Annotated in this window: 17 protein-coding genes; 12 read left to right on the plus strand and 5 right to left on the minus strand. The window is 52.3% G+C overall.

The features are described 5' to 3' along the window. Positions 1-16: 16 nt before the first annotated feature. The 10 genes from NR121_RS17340 to NR121_RS17385 all read left to right on the plus strand — a co-directional run bounded on the left by NR121_RS17340 (position 17) and on the right by NR121_RS17385 (position 10,254). The gene (locus NR121_RS17340) at positions 17-733 is read left to right on the plus strand and encodes an ABC transporter ATP-binding protein (protein ID WP_062409859.1); all 717 of its coding nucleotides are present in this window, start codon (positions 17-19) and stop codon (positions 731-733) included. Next, complete coding sequence (locus NR121_RS17345; RefSeq protein ID WP_062409858.1) at positions 730-1,908, plus strand: ABC transporter permease; 1,179 nt, start codon at positions 730-732, stop codon at positions 1,906-1,908. The genes NR121_RS17340 and NR121_RS17345 overlap by 4 nt, the downstream gene beginning before the upstream one ends. A gap of 43 nt (positions 1,909-1,951) precedes the next feature. After that, entirely contained in the window at positions 1,952-4,168 is a 2,217-nt protein-coding gene (locus NR121_RS17350; RefSeq protein ID WP_256831554.1) for a hypothetical protein, read from the plus strand. 266 nt (positions 4,169-4,434) lie between these two features. Continuing rightward, positions 4,435-4,665 (plus strand): permease prefix domain 1-containing protein, encoded by a 231-nt coding sequence (locus NR121_RS17355; protein ID WP_062409856.1) that lies wholly within the window; start codon positions 4,435-4,437, stop codon positions 4,663-4,665. An 89-nt stretch (positions 4,666-4,754) separates the two neighbouring features. Further along, positions 4,755-5,702 (plus strand): ABC transporter ATP-binding protein, encoded by a 948-nt coding sequence (locus NR121_RS17360; protein WP_137670453.1) that lies wholly within the window; start codon positions 4,755-4,757, stop codon positions 5,700-5,702. Continuing rightward, positions 5,699-6,826 carry an ABC transporter permease gene (locus NR121_RS17365; protein ID WP_062409855.1) on the plus strand — a complete coding sequence of 376 codons (1,128 nt, stop codon included), beginning with the start codon at positions 5,699-5,701 and terminating at the stop codon, positions 6,824-6,826. The genes NR121_RS17360 and NR121_RS17365 overlap by 4 nt, the downstream gene beginning before the upstream one ends. 168 nt (positions 6,827-6,994) lie before the next feature. Then, the gene (locus tag NR121_RS17370) at positions 6,995-7,225 is read left to right on the plus strand and encodes a hypothetical protein (protein WP_054818189.1); all 231 of its coding nucleotides are present in this window, start codon (positions 6,995-6,997) and stop codon (positions 7,223-7,225) included. Positions 7,226-7,341: 116 nt separating this feature from the next. Next, positions 7,342-8,058: an AzlC family ABC transporter permease gene (locus tag NR121_RS17375; protein ID WP_062409854.1), complete on the plus strand. Its 717-nt coding sequence runs from the start codon at positions 7,342-7,344 to the stop codon at positions 8,056-8,058. Beyond that, positions 8,049-8,378 carry an AzlD domain-containing protein gene (locus NR121_RS17380; protein WP_054818190.1) on the plus strand — a complete coding sequence of 110 codons (330 nt, stop codon included), beginning with the start codon at positions 8,049-8,051 and terminating at the stop codon, positions 8,376-8,378. Before NR121_RS17375 ends, NR121_RS17380 begins: the two co-directional genes overlap by 10 nt. A 109-nt stretch (positions 8,379-8,487) precedes the next feature. Further along, positions 8,488-10,254 (plus strand): B12-binding domain-containing radical SAM protein, encoded by a 1,767-nt coding sequence (locus NR121_RS17385; protein ID WP_074729192.1) that lies wholly within the window; start codon positions 8,488-8,490, stop codon positions 10,252-10,254. A gap of 73 nt (positions 10,255-10,327) precedes the next feature. Here the strand turns inward: NR121_RS17385 and NR121_RS17390 are convergent, their stop codons facing one another. The 4 genes from NR121_RS17390 to mnmL form a co-directional block, all read right to left on the minus strand. Then, a complete protein-coding gene (locus NR121_RS17390; protein WP_074729193.1) occupies positions 10,328-11,293 on the minus strand; it encodes a type I phosphomannose isomerase catalytic subunit in 966 nt (321 codons plus the stop codon). A gap of 123 nt (positions 11,294-11,416) precedes the next feature. Next, positions 11,417-11,992, minus strand: a complete 576-nt coding sequence (gene mnmM / locus NR121_RS17395; RefSeq protein ID WP_062409851.1) for a tRNA 5-(aminomethyl)-2-thiouridylate-methyltransferase MnmM — start codon at positions 11,990-11,992, stop codon at positions 11,417-11,419. Between the two features lie 103 nt (positions 11,993-12,095). Beyond that, the gene (locus NR121_RS17400; RefSeq protein ID WP_256831557.1) at positions 12,096-12,689 is read right to left on the minus strand and encodes a hypothetical protein; all 594 of its coding nucleotides are present in this window, start codon (positions 12,687-12,689) and stop codon (positions 12,096-12,098) included. Between the two features lie 47 nt (positions 12,690-12,736). Continuing rightward, positions 12,737-13,714: a tRNA modification radical SAM protein MnmL/YtqA gene (gene mnmL / locus NR121_RS17405; RefSeq protein WP_137670396.1), complete on the minus strand. Its 978-nt coding sequence runs from the start codon at positions 13,712-13,714 to the stop codon at positions 12,737-12,739. 192 nt (positions 13,715-13,906) lie between these two features. On the opposite strand from mnmL, the gene NR121_RS17410 reads away from it, so the two are divergent. Both NR121_RS17410 and trmB read left to right on the plus strand, forming a co-directional pair. After that, positions 13,907-14,371 carry a WGxxGxxG family protein gene (locus NR121_RS17410; RefSeq protein ID WP_256831559.1) on the plus strand — a complete coding sequence of 155 codons (465 nt, stop codon included), beginning with the start codon at positions 13,907-13,909 and terminating at the stop codon, positions 14,369-14,371. Positions 14,372-14,549: 178 nt separating this feature from the next. Further along, entirely contained in the window at positions 14,550-15,266 is a 717-nt protein-coding gene (gene trmB / locus NR121_RS17415) for a tRNA (guanosine(46)-N7)-methyltransferase TrmB (protein WP_256831560.1), read from the plus strand. Between the two features lie 73 nt (positions 15,267-15,339). Here the strand turns inward: trmB and NR121_RS17420 are convergent, their stop codons facing one another. After that, positions 15,340-16,458, minus strand: a complete 1,119-nt coding sequence (locus NR121_RS17420) for an MGDG synthase family glycosyltransferase (RefSeq protein ID WP_256831562.1) — start codon at positions 16,456-16,458, stop codon at positions 15,340-15,342. Positions 16,459-16,472: the final 14 nt, after the last annotated feature.

Genomic DNA, 16,472 nt, shown 5'->3' on the forward strand with positions numbered 1-16,472 from the left:
GAAGGAGTCGTTTCCATTGAATATTATCGAGTTGAATCAGATTACCAAAAGCTATAGGCGCGGAGAAGAGCAGCTTTCGATTTTAAAAGGAATCTCTTTGAATATCGCCAAAGGTGATTTTGTAGCCATTATCGGACCCAGCGGATCGGGAAAATCGACTCTGATGAATACGATCGGGCTTCTCGATTCACCGACGTCGGGGACTTATACCTTGGATGGCGTAGCGACGGAACATTTGTCCGATAACGAGCTTGCCGAGCTGAGAAACCGCAAGATCGGGTTTATTTTTCAACAGTTTAATTTACTCCCGAGGCTGACGGCCCTTGAAAATGTGGAACTGCCCATGATCTATGCGGGGATGGGAGCAAAGGCGCGAAAAGAAAGAGCCCAGGCGATGCTCGAGGCTCTCGGAATGGGGCAGCGCGGCCATCATAAGCCGAGTGAGCTGTCGGGAGGACAGCAGCAGCGGGTAGCCATTGCCCGGGCGCTGGCCATTTCCCCGTCGCTTATCCTGGCGGATGAGCCTACGGGAGCGCTGGACTCGAGAACGGGCATTGAGGTGCTTGAGCTGATCAGAAAGCTTAACGAAGAAGGCAACACGATCGTTTTAATCACCCATGACAATCATATCGCCGATAACGCCAAACGGGTGGTCACCCTGCGGGACGGGGAAATCATCTCAGATGTGCGGAATGCTCCGATGCCTGCGAAGTCACAGGAGGCTGTGGTATGAGACCTTGGGAATTGGTTCGAATGGCGATGGCGACGGTGCTGGCCAATCCGCTTCGGACGGCGCTGACCATGCTGGGGGTCATTATTGGCGTCGCCTCGGTATTTACGCTGGTCTCGATTGGGCGGGGGTCGTCGGAAGCGATCGCCAAGCAGTATGAAAGTCTGGGCACAAATCTGCTCGTGGTCAATCTGATGGGCAATGGCCGGGCTACACAGCTGAACTATCAGGAGCTTATGCAGATGGAGAGCTTGCCCGGGTTTAAAGCGATCGCCCCGACCATGACGAAAAACAACTCGAATATCAAATACGACCGGGAGACGGAAACCTTTAATGTGATCGGGACCAATGACCGTTATTTGGATATGCAGAAGGGAGAAGTGGCGAGCGGGCGATTCCTCGCCCAGGCGGATATCGACTTTCGGAATCACGTGGCTGTCATTGGCAGCGAGGTGGCTGCGAAGTTTTTTGGAACCGGCGATCCGCTCGGGGAGAAGTTGAATATTGACGGATATGTCTATACCATCATCGGATCGCTGAAAAGCAAAGGCTCGAATACGAGCGGAACCTCATTGGACAGTTCCATTTTTGTACCGCTGGATACGCTGAGCAGGGATTTCAAGCTTGGCAGCATTCGGACGACTTATATCGAAGCCGCAACGAGTGAGAATGTGGCCATCGTTCAGTCTATTGTGGAACGGTACCTGCAAAATAAATTTAACAGCACGTCGGGCTACAACATATTTAACTCATCCCAACTCATCAGCGCAAGGCAGTCGGCTTCGAGTACGATGACCAGTCAGCTCGTCAGTGTTGCCGCCATTTCACTGCTGGTAGGCGGGATCGGCATTATGAATATTATGTTGGTCACCGTGAGCGAACGAACGAGGGAAATCGGAATCCGCAAATCGATTGGGGCGAAGCGGCGAAGCATTTTGCTGCAATTTCTGGTTGAGGCCGTCATCATCAGCGGACTGGGCGGATTGATCGGCTTCGTCCTGGGGATTGTGCTTTCCTTGGCATGGCCGTACATCAATCCGAATCAGACCACGAGTCTTTCTCTGGATATCGGGCTGTACGCTTTTTTGTTCTCCGTGCTGGTGGGCGTCGTTTTTGGGCTTTATCCCGCGAACAAGGCTTCCAAGCTCAAACCGATCGATGCGCTCCGTACCGATTGAGCTCGCATGTTTAGTTTTTACTACCCCAGGGAGGTTGTTGGAATTGAAACGTAAATTACCGTCTGTTTCGTGGAAACATACAAGCATGGCCCTCTTATTGTCGGGTTCTCTAACCATCGTGTCGCCGCTAACGCCGGTATCCCTTGCAGCAACGGAAGGGGTATACATTGCAGGCCAATCGTACTTTACGCTGGACCAAGCTGCTCTTTCTACTTCCACCCTGCAGTTTTCGGTTGTCCTGCACAATAGAGAAAGCCGGGCTATCGATTTCAACGCATACGGGGTTCGAGTAACGGACGATTCCGGACGCAGTTACACAGCCCGTCTAAGCGAAAAGAAGAGCGCTGTCGTGCTTCCGGGACAGGATCAGCGTTTCCGTTTTTATTCGGATATCATTCCGGGTATGACTGCGGCGCAGCTCAAGGTGGAGATCTTCCGCTGGGACAGCAGCCAATCTGATTTTATGAAGCATTTGGGGAGGCTGTCCGTAGCTTCTGTTGTACAGGAGGGTCAGGCGGCTGTTCCGGAGGAGATCATGAATTTGCATACAGTGGACAGCGCCCTGGCCAATGATGCCGCGGTCGCCTATCGATTGGGGCAAAGTGTTCGCGTGGTGGAGGACGGCAAGTGGTACTTGTACACGCAGTTGTCCGTAAAAAATATAGGGTCCGCCAGTGTGAAGCTTCCCGCCTCGCTTCAAGTACGACTTAAAGGCGCCGACGGGTTGAAATACTCTGCTTCGTTTGCCGATGGCAGGGATCAAACCTTTTTTCCGAACCAATCGGGCATCGTAACATTAAAAACGGCGGTTTCAAAGGACCTGTCGGAAAAGGGCCTTGGGTTGGAGTTTTATTATATGAATCAGAGCGAAGAAGTATCGCTTAGCACCATGGACATCAGCTCCTCGCTGCGAACGGCCCGGTTGGGCGATACGTTGGATTATGCAAGGCAGCTTGAAGGGGAGCATTTGACCGTCAAAGCGGAGAAAGCGACCTATTCCAAGCAAGCGGACGGAATACATGTCCAAACGGTAGTTACTGTAAGCAATGAAGGGGATTCGATTGCTTCCGTGCCTTCCTTACTGGCTACATATCAGTTTGGGGGGGCCGGAGCGTCCATTACGTCAACCGATAATACATCGCGTATTTCTTACCTGTCTCCCAAAGAAACCGCGTCCTTTTACTTTAATGCGGTGCTTCCCGAAGGGATTGACCCGAATGCCGTCCGGCTCGTGCTCTGGGAGAAGAGTAAGACCGGTTCGTCTGCCAATACGGCTGCAGCAAGCTCTTCATCGAACGGTACATCGGGCAGTGGATCCGGCAATGCATCAAATAACACATCAAGCGATGCATCCGATGCGCCGGCGTCCACCGGGGCGGCAAGCACTTCATCTCAAGCCGCATCCGCTTCGGCAGCGCATGTTCCGGTTGCGGTGTACCTTTGGGAAGGGGCCAGTCAGGCAAGCAGCATGATCTCATCGGCTCCCGCCTACAAGCTGGGGGAAAAATTGATTTTTAAAGATAACGGCGTTGTCGATAAAAATCTGGATGTATCTTTAGTAGAGCTTCATGTTCATGAAAACGATGATTTCGGCTACAAGACAGCCATCGGCAAATATAAAATTACGAATAAGGGTACGAGTTCCATTGCGCTTCCGAAGCTTCAAAACGAGCTGATTGACAAACAAGGAAAGACATACACAGGCAGCAGACAAAGCTCGGTTCCGGAGCTCATCATGCCGGGCACCTCCTATGTGATCAGTTATTCTTACTTGCTGCCGAACTCGGTGGAGGATAAGACGTTTGCTTTGAATGTGTACGATGATCAATCCGTTTCGCAGGGAAAAGTTTCACTGGGTGCCTATCAGGTCGGAATCCAGGAGGAATCGGACAGCGATACGATATCTTTCTACCCGTTCCTGGTTCAGTTCCAAAATTACACGCTGGGCTGGTCTTACAGCAGCGGGTCTTATACGTATACTTTGAATCTTTCCATGGCGATAGAGCATCCGGATCCGGTCATTGTGGATTCAAATTTCTCCAAAATGCAGTTTGATTTGGTCGATGGGATGGATCGAGTCGTCGGTACACAGACGATGACCTTCACGGGAACCGACAGGCTCATAAACGGCAAACAAAAAATATCCTTCACCGGCTTAAAGGATGAGCAGGGTACCAACGGTATCCGAGTGAAAATCTATGAAGTCATCGAGACGGCGAATGGGCCGGCCAAGCGTTTGGTTAAGGAATTAAAATATTAATATGTTCTCCATAGGGCGTCTGCAGTGTGCAGGCGCCCTTTTGGCGTGCAAAGAAGCATTTGCATCATTGCGTCGAATTAGCCATTTATTAAGTATTATTTTGATACACATAGTAATATGCGGAGGGCAGGCGCAAGTATTATAAAGTGACAGAATCGGGGATCCGGGCCTATAAACATAATCTTGCCGCCTGGAAAACCGCCAAAACGTTAATTGATTAGCTTATCGAATAGCAGGAGGTATCTTCATGGACCGTTTAAAACAACATGTTGATCGGTTATTTTCCGGGCACAAGGATCAGCCAAATTAGAGAGCTTAAGGAAGAAATTTTAAGTAATCTGGAAGCCAAAGTTGCGGATCTGACATCTAATGGTATGGAGTATTATCAAGCGGTAAGCACAGCAGTGGAGCAGTTCGATCATATCGATGGTTTAATTGACGATAACAAGGAGGTTTACATGGGGAATGCTTCCAAGCGGAATTGCGGTATCCCTTAGAAGATTCTTCAGGATTAGCAACCTTGTACCGCTGGTGATATACTCAGAGAGAATGACTGAGCCCAAAGGAGCTGAATAGGGTGGCGCAGATGGAAACGATGATCAAAGCCAGCGGCCTGGTCAAAAGATACGGCGACTTTACAGCGGTGAAAGGCGTGAATTTCGAAGTTTATAAAGGCGAGGTGTTCGGACTGTTGGGTCCCAACGGCGCAGGCAAGACGACGACGATGGAGATGATTGAAGGGCTCCGCCGTCCTGACGACGGCTACGCTGTAGTCGCAGGCTATGATACCCGTAAGGATCTGAAAAAAGTGAAAGAGGTGATCGGCGTTCAACTGCAATCCACCTCTTTGTTCGATCTGCTCAAGGTGCATGAAATTGTAAAAATGTACGCGAGCTTTTATCCGGAATCCGTACCGATCGACCCGCTGCTGGAAGATATGATTCTTCAGGAGAAACGGAACGACCGCGTCAGGAACTTGTCCGGAGGCCAAAAGCAGCGGCTGGCGATAGCGCTCGCGCTGGTGAACGATCCTCAGGTGATCTTTCTGGATGAGCCGACAACCGGACTTGATCCGCAAGCACGCCGGACACTGTGGGACATTGTGCTCAGGCTCAAGGAACGGGGAAAGACCATCGTCTTGTCCACGCATTATATGGATGAGGCGCACATGCTTTGCAATCGAATATGTTTAATGGACAGCGGCCAAGTTATTGCGCTCGATGCGCCGAGAAATCTCGTGCGAAGCCTGCAGTCGGAAAGCGCCATCGAATTCCGTTTGGAAGGAACGGAGGAGTGGGAACGGGAGCGCCTGAACCTGGCCCTCGTGTTGTTGGGCAGGGTGAGTGAAGTGAAGCAGGCGGATTACCGCAATGAGCTGTTCGTCCTGTATACCGACGATTTGCAGACATCTTTAGTCGAACTGATCGGTTTGGCTTCCCGGGAGCAGTGGAAGGTGCAGGATTTGCAAACGCGTACGGCGACCTTGGAGGATGTTTTCATTCATATGACCGGAAGGGGCTTGAGAGAGCAGTGAAGGCCTATATTCAATTAACGCTGGCTCAGCTTAGGCTGTTCGGGCGCAACAAACAGGTTTTGTTTTGGACGCTGTTATTCCCGGTATTTTTCATGGTCATGCTTGGGGCATTCCTCGGCAAAGATACCCCGGTCACGGTGTCGGGAGCGGTCATCGACCAGGACCGGACGGCGTCTTCGCAGGCTTTGATCCAAGCCTTGGAGGATCATCCGGTCCTGCAGCTTAAGGCCGCTCAGGATCTGGATGCGGAAGTGGAGGTGCTCAAGCGCGGGGATCATCAGCTTGTGATCGTCATTCCCCAAGGTTTTGCCAAACACTTGGAGGCGAGGACGGGACCCGCCGCAGGGACGCCGAACCCGGAAAGCCGGACTTCTACAGCCATTAAGGTATATTATGACGAGACGAACGCCGCCGCATCGCAGATCGGTCTGCAGCTGATCACGCCCATTGTGGACGGCATCGACAAACAGCTGTCCGGCTATGTACCGGCCATCAAGATTGAGCCGGAAGGCGTGCAGTCGTTGAAGCTCCGTTATATTGATTTCCTCGTACCGGGCATTCTGGCGATGATGATCATGTCCAACAATTTGAACGGCGTCGCCGCGCAAATATCATCGTGGAGGGAGCGGGGAGTTTTGCGCCGCATGCAGAGTACAACACTGCACGCTTCCACCTTCATTGCGGCGCAAATTACGGCGAGACTTATATTGAACGGGCTTCAGGCCGTCATTGTTCTGCTTGTGGGTTACTTGTTCTTCGGTACGCAGGTGAACGGGTCCTGGCTGACCCTGCTGTTCTTCATCATCCTCGGCACGCTGGCGTTCATGGCGACAGGGTTTATCGTGGCCGGTCTGGCCAAGACGCCGGAAAGCGCGGGACCGATTGCCGGTTTCATCTCGTTTCCGATGCTGTTTGTGGGCGGTGTCTTTTTTCCGATCAAAAATATGCCCGAGTTTCTCCAGCCGTTGGTGAAGCTCATCCCGATCAGCCATCTCACCACCGCACTGCGGCAGGTGATGAACGTCGGCGCGACGATGGGAACGATGTGGGTGGAAGCGGTATTTCTGGGTGCATGGTTAGTGCTTGCGTTTATCGCCGCCAGCCTGACTTTCAAATGGGAGTGAGACGGACACATCTTTTTGCTCAAAATGGGAAATACTAAATTCGTAAAGACGCATATGGTAATGGGGGAACATTTTTTAACAGTGCGTTGATGTTCCGTTAATCTTGTCCTCATGTTGGCAGAGTACCATGAAAGCAAGAACACCAAAAGCGAAGGGACGACGTTTAGCATGATCCTGTACCAAATGGCCAAAAGGCTGGAAGAGAGAAACCGGCTGCAGCAGACGATCAACAATCGGACGGAAGGCGATGTCGCCGATCTCACGACGCTAAAGGAGCAGGTCGAAGCCCAACTAATATCGCAAGCCAGCGTATGGTCGGAAGAAGGGGAAGATGAATTCAGGCTGACCGTGTTGAGTCCGGAGACGGAATGGATGCAGTCGAACTCCCATATGCAATAACGGAAACAATGGATCCTGACGGTTCCATTTTTTTTGTTTTGTAGGTACAATTGATATGCAGACCATATCATCATGAGTCGCTGCCATACTTTTGTACGTGATAGGGGCTGGAGATCATGCCTACCCATGTGTCGGTTATCGAGGCAAAAGGGGATTTCGTTCAGGGGATTAAAGATTGTATCCCTACCCTGCTGGGATATTTAAGCATCGGATTTGCCGCAGGCATTATTGGAAAAACGGCGGGCTTAAGCACAGCTGAAGTCGCATTGATGTCCTTGCTGCTGTATGCCGGTTCGGCTCAATTCATTTTGGCTGGAATGGTCGCCGCGGGCCATTCGGCTACCGCCATTATTATTACCGTTTTCTTTGTCAATCTTCGCCATTTTTTGCTTAGTGCGGCCTTATCGCCTTATTTCCGCCATCTCACCCCGTTCAGAAACATGCTGATCGGTTCCCTGCTCACGGATGAAACCTTTGGCGTGGCGATAGGGCAGACGGCGAATCGAAAGGCTCTCGGCGAAAAGTGGATGCACGGCCTCAACTTGGCCGCTTACAGTAACTGGTTTGCAGCCAATGTAGCCGGGGCGATCCTGGGCCAATGGATTGCGCGGCCGGAGCAATTCGGGTTGGATTTTGCTCTGCCAGCCATGTTTATAGGCCTTCTGGTATTGCAGATGTTAAGCCGCGGCACCATTGCGATAGATATTAGCGTGGCGGTATTTGCGGTTATTGTGGTGGTAGGCATCGGCTGGATGTGGTCGGGAAGCATCGCGATCATCGTGGCTACGGTGGCAGGAGCGACCTTGGGGATGGTGATCGAACGATGGAAGTAAGATGGGATATTTTATTGATTATTATCGGGGCATCGCTGGTCACGTTCATTCCCCGGGTCGTCCCCCTAATGGTTTTAAGCCGTATTCCACTGCCCGATTGGGCCCTGCAATGGTTAAAGCATGTCCCGATTGCCGTCATGGCCGCCTTGGTCGGGCAAGAGCTGTTCGTATCGGACAGCAAACTTGTATTGTGGAAGAATGTCGATCTGGCGGCCGGCCTGCTCACCTTTATCGTGGCCATCAAGACCCGGAGCCTGTTATGGACGGTGATTGCGGGTACCGCTTGCGCCATGGTACTGCGCATGGTGTTTCATTCATGAAGGGAACGCGGCAGGGGAGGCCGGTGATTTTGTCTTCCCTCCGGTTTGCGTGTACAATAGGTACAAATCGAGTAAGGCCAATTGTAAACAAAGAAGGTTTAAACCCAAGATGAAAAGCATTGTTTTATCCACACTTAATGCCAAATATATTCATACCTCTCTGGCTCTCCGGTATTTGAAGGCATATAGTCAAAAGGATTTTCCCGACATCCAGATTGCCGAATACACGATCAAGGACCCCGCGATGAACATCGTATCGGATTTGTATCAGCGAAAGCCGGATGTGGTCGGATTCTCCTGCTATATATGGAATATCGAAGAAACCATCGTCGTCATCGGCATGCTCAAAAAAATTATGCCCGACTTGGTTGTGGTGCTCGGCGGACCGGAGGTGTCTTACGACACGGACTATTGGATGAACCGTCTTCCGGAGGTTGACTTCATTGTCATGGGCGAAGGGGAAGAAACGTTCCACCATTTGCTGTCGGAGCTGCGGGGGGACCGCGCCTTCTACAGCGTGTTCGGCGCCGCTTACCGCAAGGATGGCCGTGTCGTCATCAACCCGCCGCGTCCGAAGCTGGCGCTGGATGATATACCGTCGCCGCATCGTTTTGCGGAGGACGTGCCGAGTCTTGCCAACCGGGTCGTTTATTTTGAAACCAGCCGCGGTTGTCCTTTCAGCTGCCAATTTTGTCTTTCTTCTATAGAAGTGGGCGTCCGGTATTTTGATATGGAGCGTACGAAAAGCGACTTGTTGTATTTGATCGAATCCGGCGCCAAGCTGATCAAGTTCGTGGATCGGACATTCAACATCAAGCGCGACTATGCCATGGAGATTTTCGAATTTCTCATCCGGAATCATCGCGGCTGCGTGTTCCAATTCGAGATCACTGCGGACATCATGCGTCCCGAGGTGCTGGATTACTTGGCGGAGCACGCGCCGCCGGGGATATTCCGCTTTGAGATCGGCGTACAGTCGACCAACGATCTGACCAACACGCTGGTGAAGCGGCGGCAAAATTTTGCCAAGCTGACTCGTACGGTGACGAAGATCAAAGAGAGCGGCAAGATTGACCAGCATCTCGACTTGATCGCCGGATTGCCGGAGGAGGATTACAGTTCCTTCCGCCGCACGTTCAACGATGTGTTCGAGCTGGAACCCGAGGAGCTTCAGCTCGGATTCCTGAAAATGTTGCGCGGTACCGGGATGCGCCACGATGCGGAAAAATACGGCTACATTTATATGGATCATGCCCCGTATGAAATTCTCGGTAACAACATTCTCCCGTTCAGCGATCTGGTCAGGATCAAGAGGGTCGAGGATGTGCTCGAAAAATATTGGAATGCCCACCGGATGGACCATACCGTAAAGTATTTGATCAAGCATGAGTTCCCGTCGGCGTTTGACTTTTTCCAAGAATTCGGAGATTACTGGGAGGAGCGGGGCTGGCAGAAAATCGGCCATCAGCTGGAGGATTTGTTTACCCGGCTGCACGCTTTCTTGAAGCATCGCGGGACGGAGGAGCTTGAAGTGATCGAAGGCTTCATGAAGCTCGATTATTTTCTGGGTCACAAGTACAGGCCCCGGAAAATTTGGTGGGACTTCACGCTGGATAAGCCCCGGCAGTCAGATTATATGCGGCTGCTCGCGGATCGCCCCCATGCCGTATCGGACGCTTTCGCGGCGCTGGCGATTGGAGAGAAAGAACTGCACAAGCATACGATGATCGAGGTGCTTCCGTTCCGGCTTGACCACTACCTGAAAACAGGCGACATCGACCGTTCCGCCGAGCAGCTGCTGATTGTTCATTACCCGCCGGATGCGGCCGCCCGCGCGCAATATTTCACCATGAATGTAAAGAAGTCCGCTGTGTAATCTTCAAAGCAAGTAAAAATAACACCGCCTCGCAAGGACTAAAACTTTAGTCTTAGAGGCGGTGTTATTTGGTTTATGGCAGATAGCTGCGAAGCACGGTCATGCTGCCGGTAAGCGAATAGCTGCCGAGATTGGCCGGGAGCAGGTAGCATTCGCCCGGTTTCACGGGGAGCTCACCGTCCGCCCAGCGGATGGTACCGGCTCCGTCGCAGATGATATGGATCACGAAGCTGTCCGGTGTCGTTTGCAGGCTCCAAATGCCTTCGACCTGCCCTTTGTCCGTTACGAAGAAAGGAGACCGGGCCAGTGTTAACCATTCATTAGAGGCGGACAGATCAGTTTTCATATAAGTAGCGCCAGAGCCTTCATAGGCGATCACATTCAGGGAATCTTCGATGTGCAGCTCTCTGGGCTTGCCGTCCAGACCCAGACGGTCATAATCGTACAAACGATACGTGCTGTCGGAATTTTGCTGGATTTCCGCCACCAGGATGCCCGCCCCCAGTGCGTGCACCGTACCGGATGGGATATAGAAAGAGTCGCCGGCCTGCACTGTAACTTCATTCAGGCAGTCCATGATGCGGTTTTCATTGATGGCGGCCGCAAGCTGTTCGCGGTTTACGCCGTCTTTCAGTCCGTAGATGATTTTGGCGCCGGGCTTGGCATCCAGAATATACCACATCTCGGTTTTCCCGAGCTCTCCTTGCGGAAGACGTTCATAATGATCGTTCGGATGCACCTGGACGGAAAGGTCGTCCTGGCAATCCAGCAGCTTGATCAGCAGCGGAAAGCGGCCGTTTTTCTCGGAGAAGCCTTTACTGCCGAATAAGACCTTACCGTATTTCTCCCTGATCTGATCCAGTCCCATTCCGGCCAGTTCCCCGTTTACAACGGTGGTTGTTCCGTTGGGGTGATCTCCGATCATCCAGCCTTCTCCGATGCGCCCTTCCGGCAGTTCGAGTCCGAACCGCTCAAGAGCCCGTCCCCCCCAAACTCTTTCTTTAAATTCAGGTTTGCATTGCAGCGGATATGGTTTCATCGTATGACTCTCCTATTTTTTCTATTTTAAATAGAATTATATCAATCCGGATGCATCATTGGCTATAGGTTTGGAGAAGGAGGGAAGGATTAGGAAAAATGGAATGAATCGGATGGGTTGTGCTCATAAACGTTTCTCGACCGCAATCAAATAAGGAGGACGGTTGATTTGATTCATGAAACGATATTGCAGCACTTGAAACTGCTTCTGCGGAAGCTCAGAGGCCCACTGTTCGACGGCGGCCGCTTCTTCCTCCCCGCCGGGGTGCCCGGTATACAGAACTGCGGTTATGATGCCTCCGCGGCGGATCAGCCTGGCGGCCGCTTCCAAGGCGGTGACCGTTGAATCGGGCTGTGTTATCGTAGCGTGATCGGCCCCGGGCAGATACCCCAGGTTGAACATGACCGCGGCCACAAGGCCATGCTGATCCTGAGGAATGACCCGCAGCAGTTCGGCATGGCTGCATCGATGCAGCATCACGTTCGTATCCGGCTGTTCCTTAGCTATGCGCGCCGCCGTATGATCCAATGCCTGCTGCTGAATATCGAATGCATGCACCGTACCTTCCGGCCCGACTATACGGGCCAGGAAGGCGGTGTCCACTCCATTGCCCGCTGTAGCGTCAATTGCCGTTTCCCCGGATTTAACGCGTTCTTCAATGAGTTTGTGGGTAAAGCCGAGAATCGAAACGAATCCCACGAAGGTCAGACCTCCCTGCAGATGAATTAGTTTTATCAAAGAGAACCATACTAATAGAAGGCAGACAATATGATGCCTGCCTTCGTTACTATTCTTGAGCGCCTTATTCCTGGATGCGAAGCGATTCACTTATGCCGGACGGAATCCCCAAGCTGCTCTCCATCCTCTTCCCGGGAACGGCGGAAGATTGCGTCTCTTCAGCCGGTTCAGCGCTTATGGTCGGGGGTGCAATGGGATCCGGCAGCATGGGGGCCGCCCGCTCTCCGTCAGGCTTGGCCGGATCGGCTCCCACCGTGGGCGGATCCACTATTCTCGTCACCGGATCCGTGGGCTTGTTGACAGACTCCGTCGATGGCGCAAAGGCTTTTCCGTTTTCCTGCAGCACCGTGGAGGCGGGAAGCTCAGGAACAGCAGGGGGCTTGGGAGCTATAGGCGCCGAAGATGCAGGTTTTGCCGCTTTCTGCGGCGACTCCGGCCGGCCGGTTTCGCTATCTTCAGCCGAATCCGCTGTCTTGGGAGGATTGGTCGCAGCTGGCGGAGCGTTCAGATCGGCCTTCGAAGTGTCCGTTTCCGCAGCGGGCGCAGGTATCGTTCCGGCCGGTGCCGGAGGAGAAGGCGGCTCGTTCGCACAGCCCGCCGCAATCAGCAGCACAGCGCCTAACGTCGAATATAGGAATTCCTTTGTGCCCCGCTGCATAGCGAACCACTCCTTTCAATGGCCTTTACCGTATTATAACACGTAATCTATGCATTAACCTCCGCAGTCTTCAAGCTTTTCAGCCTTTTTTTGCCCTGCCAGGTATCACGGCGTCGAAGCTCCTCGTCGAAAGCGTTGAGCACCTCCCATTTTTTGAGACTCCACATCGGCCCGATGAGCAGATCGCGCGGAGCATCGCCTGTCAGGCGGTGCACGATCATCTCCGGAGGCAGAATTTCAAGCGTATCGACGACCAGGCTCACATACTCGTCTTTCTCCAAAAATCTCAGCAAACCGGCTTCATACTGCTTGACCATCGGTGTTTTGCGCATCAGGTGAAGCAGGTGGATTTTGATCCCTTGCACGTCCATGTCGGCGACCGCGCGTCCTGTCTCCAGCATCATCTCATGCGTTTCCTGAGGGAGACCGTAAATAATATGTGCGCAAACGCGAATCCCCCTTGCCCGGAGTTTGGCGACCGCATCCAGATAGCACTGCGTGTCGTGTGCGCGGTTAATCAGCTTCGATGTGGATTCATGGATCGTTTGCAAACCCATTTCAATCCATAAGTAAGTGCGTTCGTTCAGCTCGGCCAAGTAATCGATCACATCGTCGGGCAGGCAATCCGGACGCGTAGCGATGGATAAGCCGACTACGCCCGGCTGCTGCAGGATCGCTTCATAATATTCTTTCAGCACCTCTACGGGAGCATAAGTGTTTGTGTAAGCTTGAAAATAACCGATATAATGCGCTTCCGGCCATTTTTGGTGCTGGAGATCACGGATTTTGCCGAATTGTGTCACCAGGTCGTCGCGCCGGCTGCCCGCAAAATCGCCCGATCCCCGAGCGCTGCAAAAGGTGCATCCGCCTGTGGCGATCGTACCGTCGCGGTTCGGACAGGTGAAACCGGCGTCAAGCATGACTTTAAACACCTTGGTTCCGAATTGCTTCCGCATCTCGTAATTCCATGTATGGAAACGTTTATCTCCCCATGTCAGCGGTTCGATCGTTAAGGATGGATTCATAAGGCGTACTCCTTTTCTAGTAAAGCTTCTTTATTATATTTTATCAAAACCGGATGGAAAAGCGAACTGTATCAATTTCTTCCTTTACAAAACACTCCTGTCTTGCGACAGGATAAAAAAAGTCCGCTTGATCCATGCTATATTTGCAAGGCTGCAAAACAACTCAGCTTTAGAAGGGAGAACTCCTATATCATGAACAAGCTTGGTAAAACGGTTCTTGCTCTTGCGTTGACTGCTTCGTTGGGATTTGGCGGCCAAGCCTTTGCTGAGGTATCCTCCACCGGAACAGGATTGTCCTCCACCCAAGGGACCAGCACAGCCACTGCACCCGGCAGTACGACAACGACAGGAACCGGTACGGCAACCTACACGGGCACAACCGGCACCGCGGGTACCGCCGGCAGGGGAACTGCCACTTATAACGATCCCGTTACCGGAACCCGTACGAATAATTACAATGATAATATGCTGGACCGGATGAACACCAACAATACGCGTACCGGATACGGTTATGGGGGGAATTACGACACGACAACCTACCGGACGAATGCGGCGACAGCCGGAAGAGGTATGGATTGGGGCTGGTTAGGTCTGTTGGGTCTTCTCGGGTTAGCCGGCCTGCGCGGACGCAATCATGAAGAGGGCCGGGAGAAATAACCGATCCTTTCGGCTCCATCCCGATCCCGGAAAGTTCCCATTGACCGGTTCAGACCGCTTTAACACGGGCTGACCGGTCTTTTCATTCCTATCGTTTCAGAGTATAATCGTTCAATGACATTACGCAGGCTTGCGGCAAACTGCCGAAAGAAAATGCAAGCAGTTGGAGGACGGTACTATGCGTTTAAGAGGACGTAAGGGAATCAGGGAAGCGATCGAGGCACAGCCGGAGCTGGTAGTGCTGAATCCGGAGCCGTATAAAGGGAAATGGGCTGAAGTATTCGGCAATGACCGGCCGATTCATGTGGAGCTTGGGATGGGCAAAGGCCGTTTTATCAGCCAACTTAGCGCTTTAAACCAGCATATTAACTACATAGGCGTCGATATGTACGACGAGCTGATTCGCCGTGCAAGCGAGAAAGCACGGGAATCACGTGAAGAGCAAGGGGGCGATCTGTCTAACCTGCGGCTGGTGCGAATGAACATAGAATCGATCGAGAACGTGTTTGAAGCTGGCGAAATTGAACGTATTTATTTGAATTTTAGCGATCCGTGGCCCAAAAAAAGGCATGCCCGCCGACGGCTCACCCATGCGAATTTTGTAAAAAAATATAGAACCGTATTAAATGAACGGGGAGAAATTCATTTTAAGACGGATTCCCGCTCTTTGTTCGAGTTTTCGCTGAATTCGTTCGCCGATCTGGGGCTTCGGATGCGCAATATCTCACTTGACCTGCATGCGGAGGGACCGCGTACGGACCTTATCATGACGGAATACGAGACGAAATTCTACGAGAAGGGCATGCCCATTCACCGGCTCGAGGTCGTCATAGGGGAAAAAGCCCTTGCCGAGCACCTTCGGCAGCTTGAAGCTGGCGAGAGCGGGCAGGAATAATTCCTATATGAACGTAAACAACCTGGCGGGAGAGTCCCGGCAGGTTGTTTAACGTCCGTTTGTGCGCGGTGGTTTATCCTTGCAGCATATTTATAATGGCGCGGGAGCAATCCGCCGGATGGTATGCATCCGTTCTGCGTCTCAAGCTTCCGCGGCGCTTCTCCAGATCTGGATAATGCTCAACCAGAAACCGGAACCAATGGGCGACCGTTTCCGCCGATTTGATGGGTTCTCCAAACCCGTGCTGCGTAAAATACTGCAGATTCTCTTCCTCTTGTCCCGGTATCGGCTTATAGAACAGCATCGGAATTCCCTTGGCCAGCCCTTCGGTACAGGTCATACCTCCGGGCTTGGTGATCAGCAGATCGGAAACCTCCATCCATTTGTCGATTTCTTTCGTAAAACCCAAAAGCCGGATATGGGGATGCCGGAACCGTTCGTCTTTTTTCAGCTCGGCAAGAGCCTTCTCGTTACTGCCGAGACAGACGACAAGCTGTATCCGGTCCCGCCAGCGGATCAAATCGGTTAAGAAATCCTCGTTTTTGACAAGACCCCAGCCTCCGCCCATGACAAGAACGGTGGGCAGCCGTTTCAGTCCGAAATGCGAGCGGAGCTCTTCTCTGTTGTGTCGCTCCCAGAAGTTCGGATGAATGGGAATTCCTGTGACTTGAATGCGCTCCGATGGGATGCCGCGGATCAGAAGCTTCCGCTTCACGTCGGGAGTGGAAACCAGGTAGGTGCTTACTTCTTTACTGACCCAAGTCCCGTGCGCATCGTAATCGGTAATAACGGTACACAGCGGAACGGTCAATCCGAAACGCTTCAGCCTGGAAATTACAACGTTCGGGAACGGATGGGTGCATACGATCGCATCCGGCTTCAGCTGGCGTATCACTTCTGCGGCTTGTGCATAAAAAATCCGGTGAAGTGCAAGCTGCGAGAAGCGGTTCAGCGACTTTTTATATTGTGACCGATAGACGAGCCCGTAAAGCTTCGGCTGTTTCGATACGGTTTTGCGGTAGGCGGTCAAAATCCATGGAGCTAAGGTTGGATGTAAAAACGTACCGAGCTCAAGTACATGCGTCTGGATGTCGGGCGAGAGCATGCGAAGACTGTCTGCCAGCGCATAGGCCGCTTGCGTGTGGCCTGCTCCGAAGCCCTCGGATAATAATAAGACCCTCTTATTACGCATAACTCTTCACCATG

Origin of the sequence: Paenibacillus sp. Pae15 (genome assembly GCF_024519685.1) — a bacterium.
GTDB classification, from domain to species: domain Bacteria; phylum Bacillota; class Bacilli; order Paenibacillales; family NBRC-103111; genus Paenibacillus_G; species Paenibacillus_G naphthalenovorans.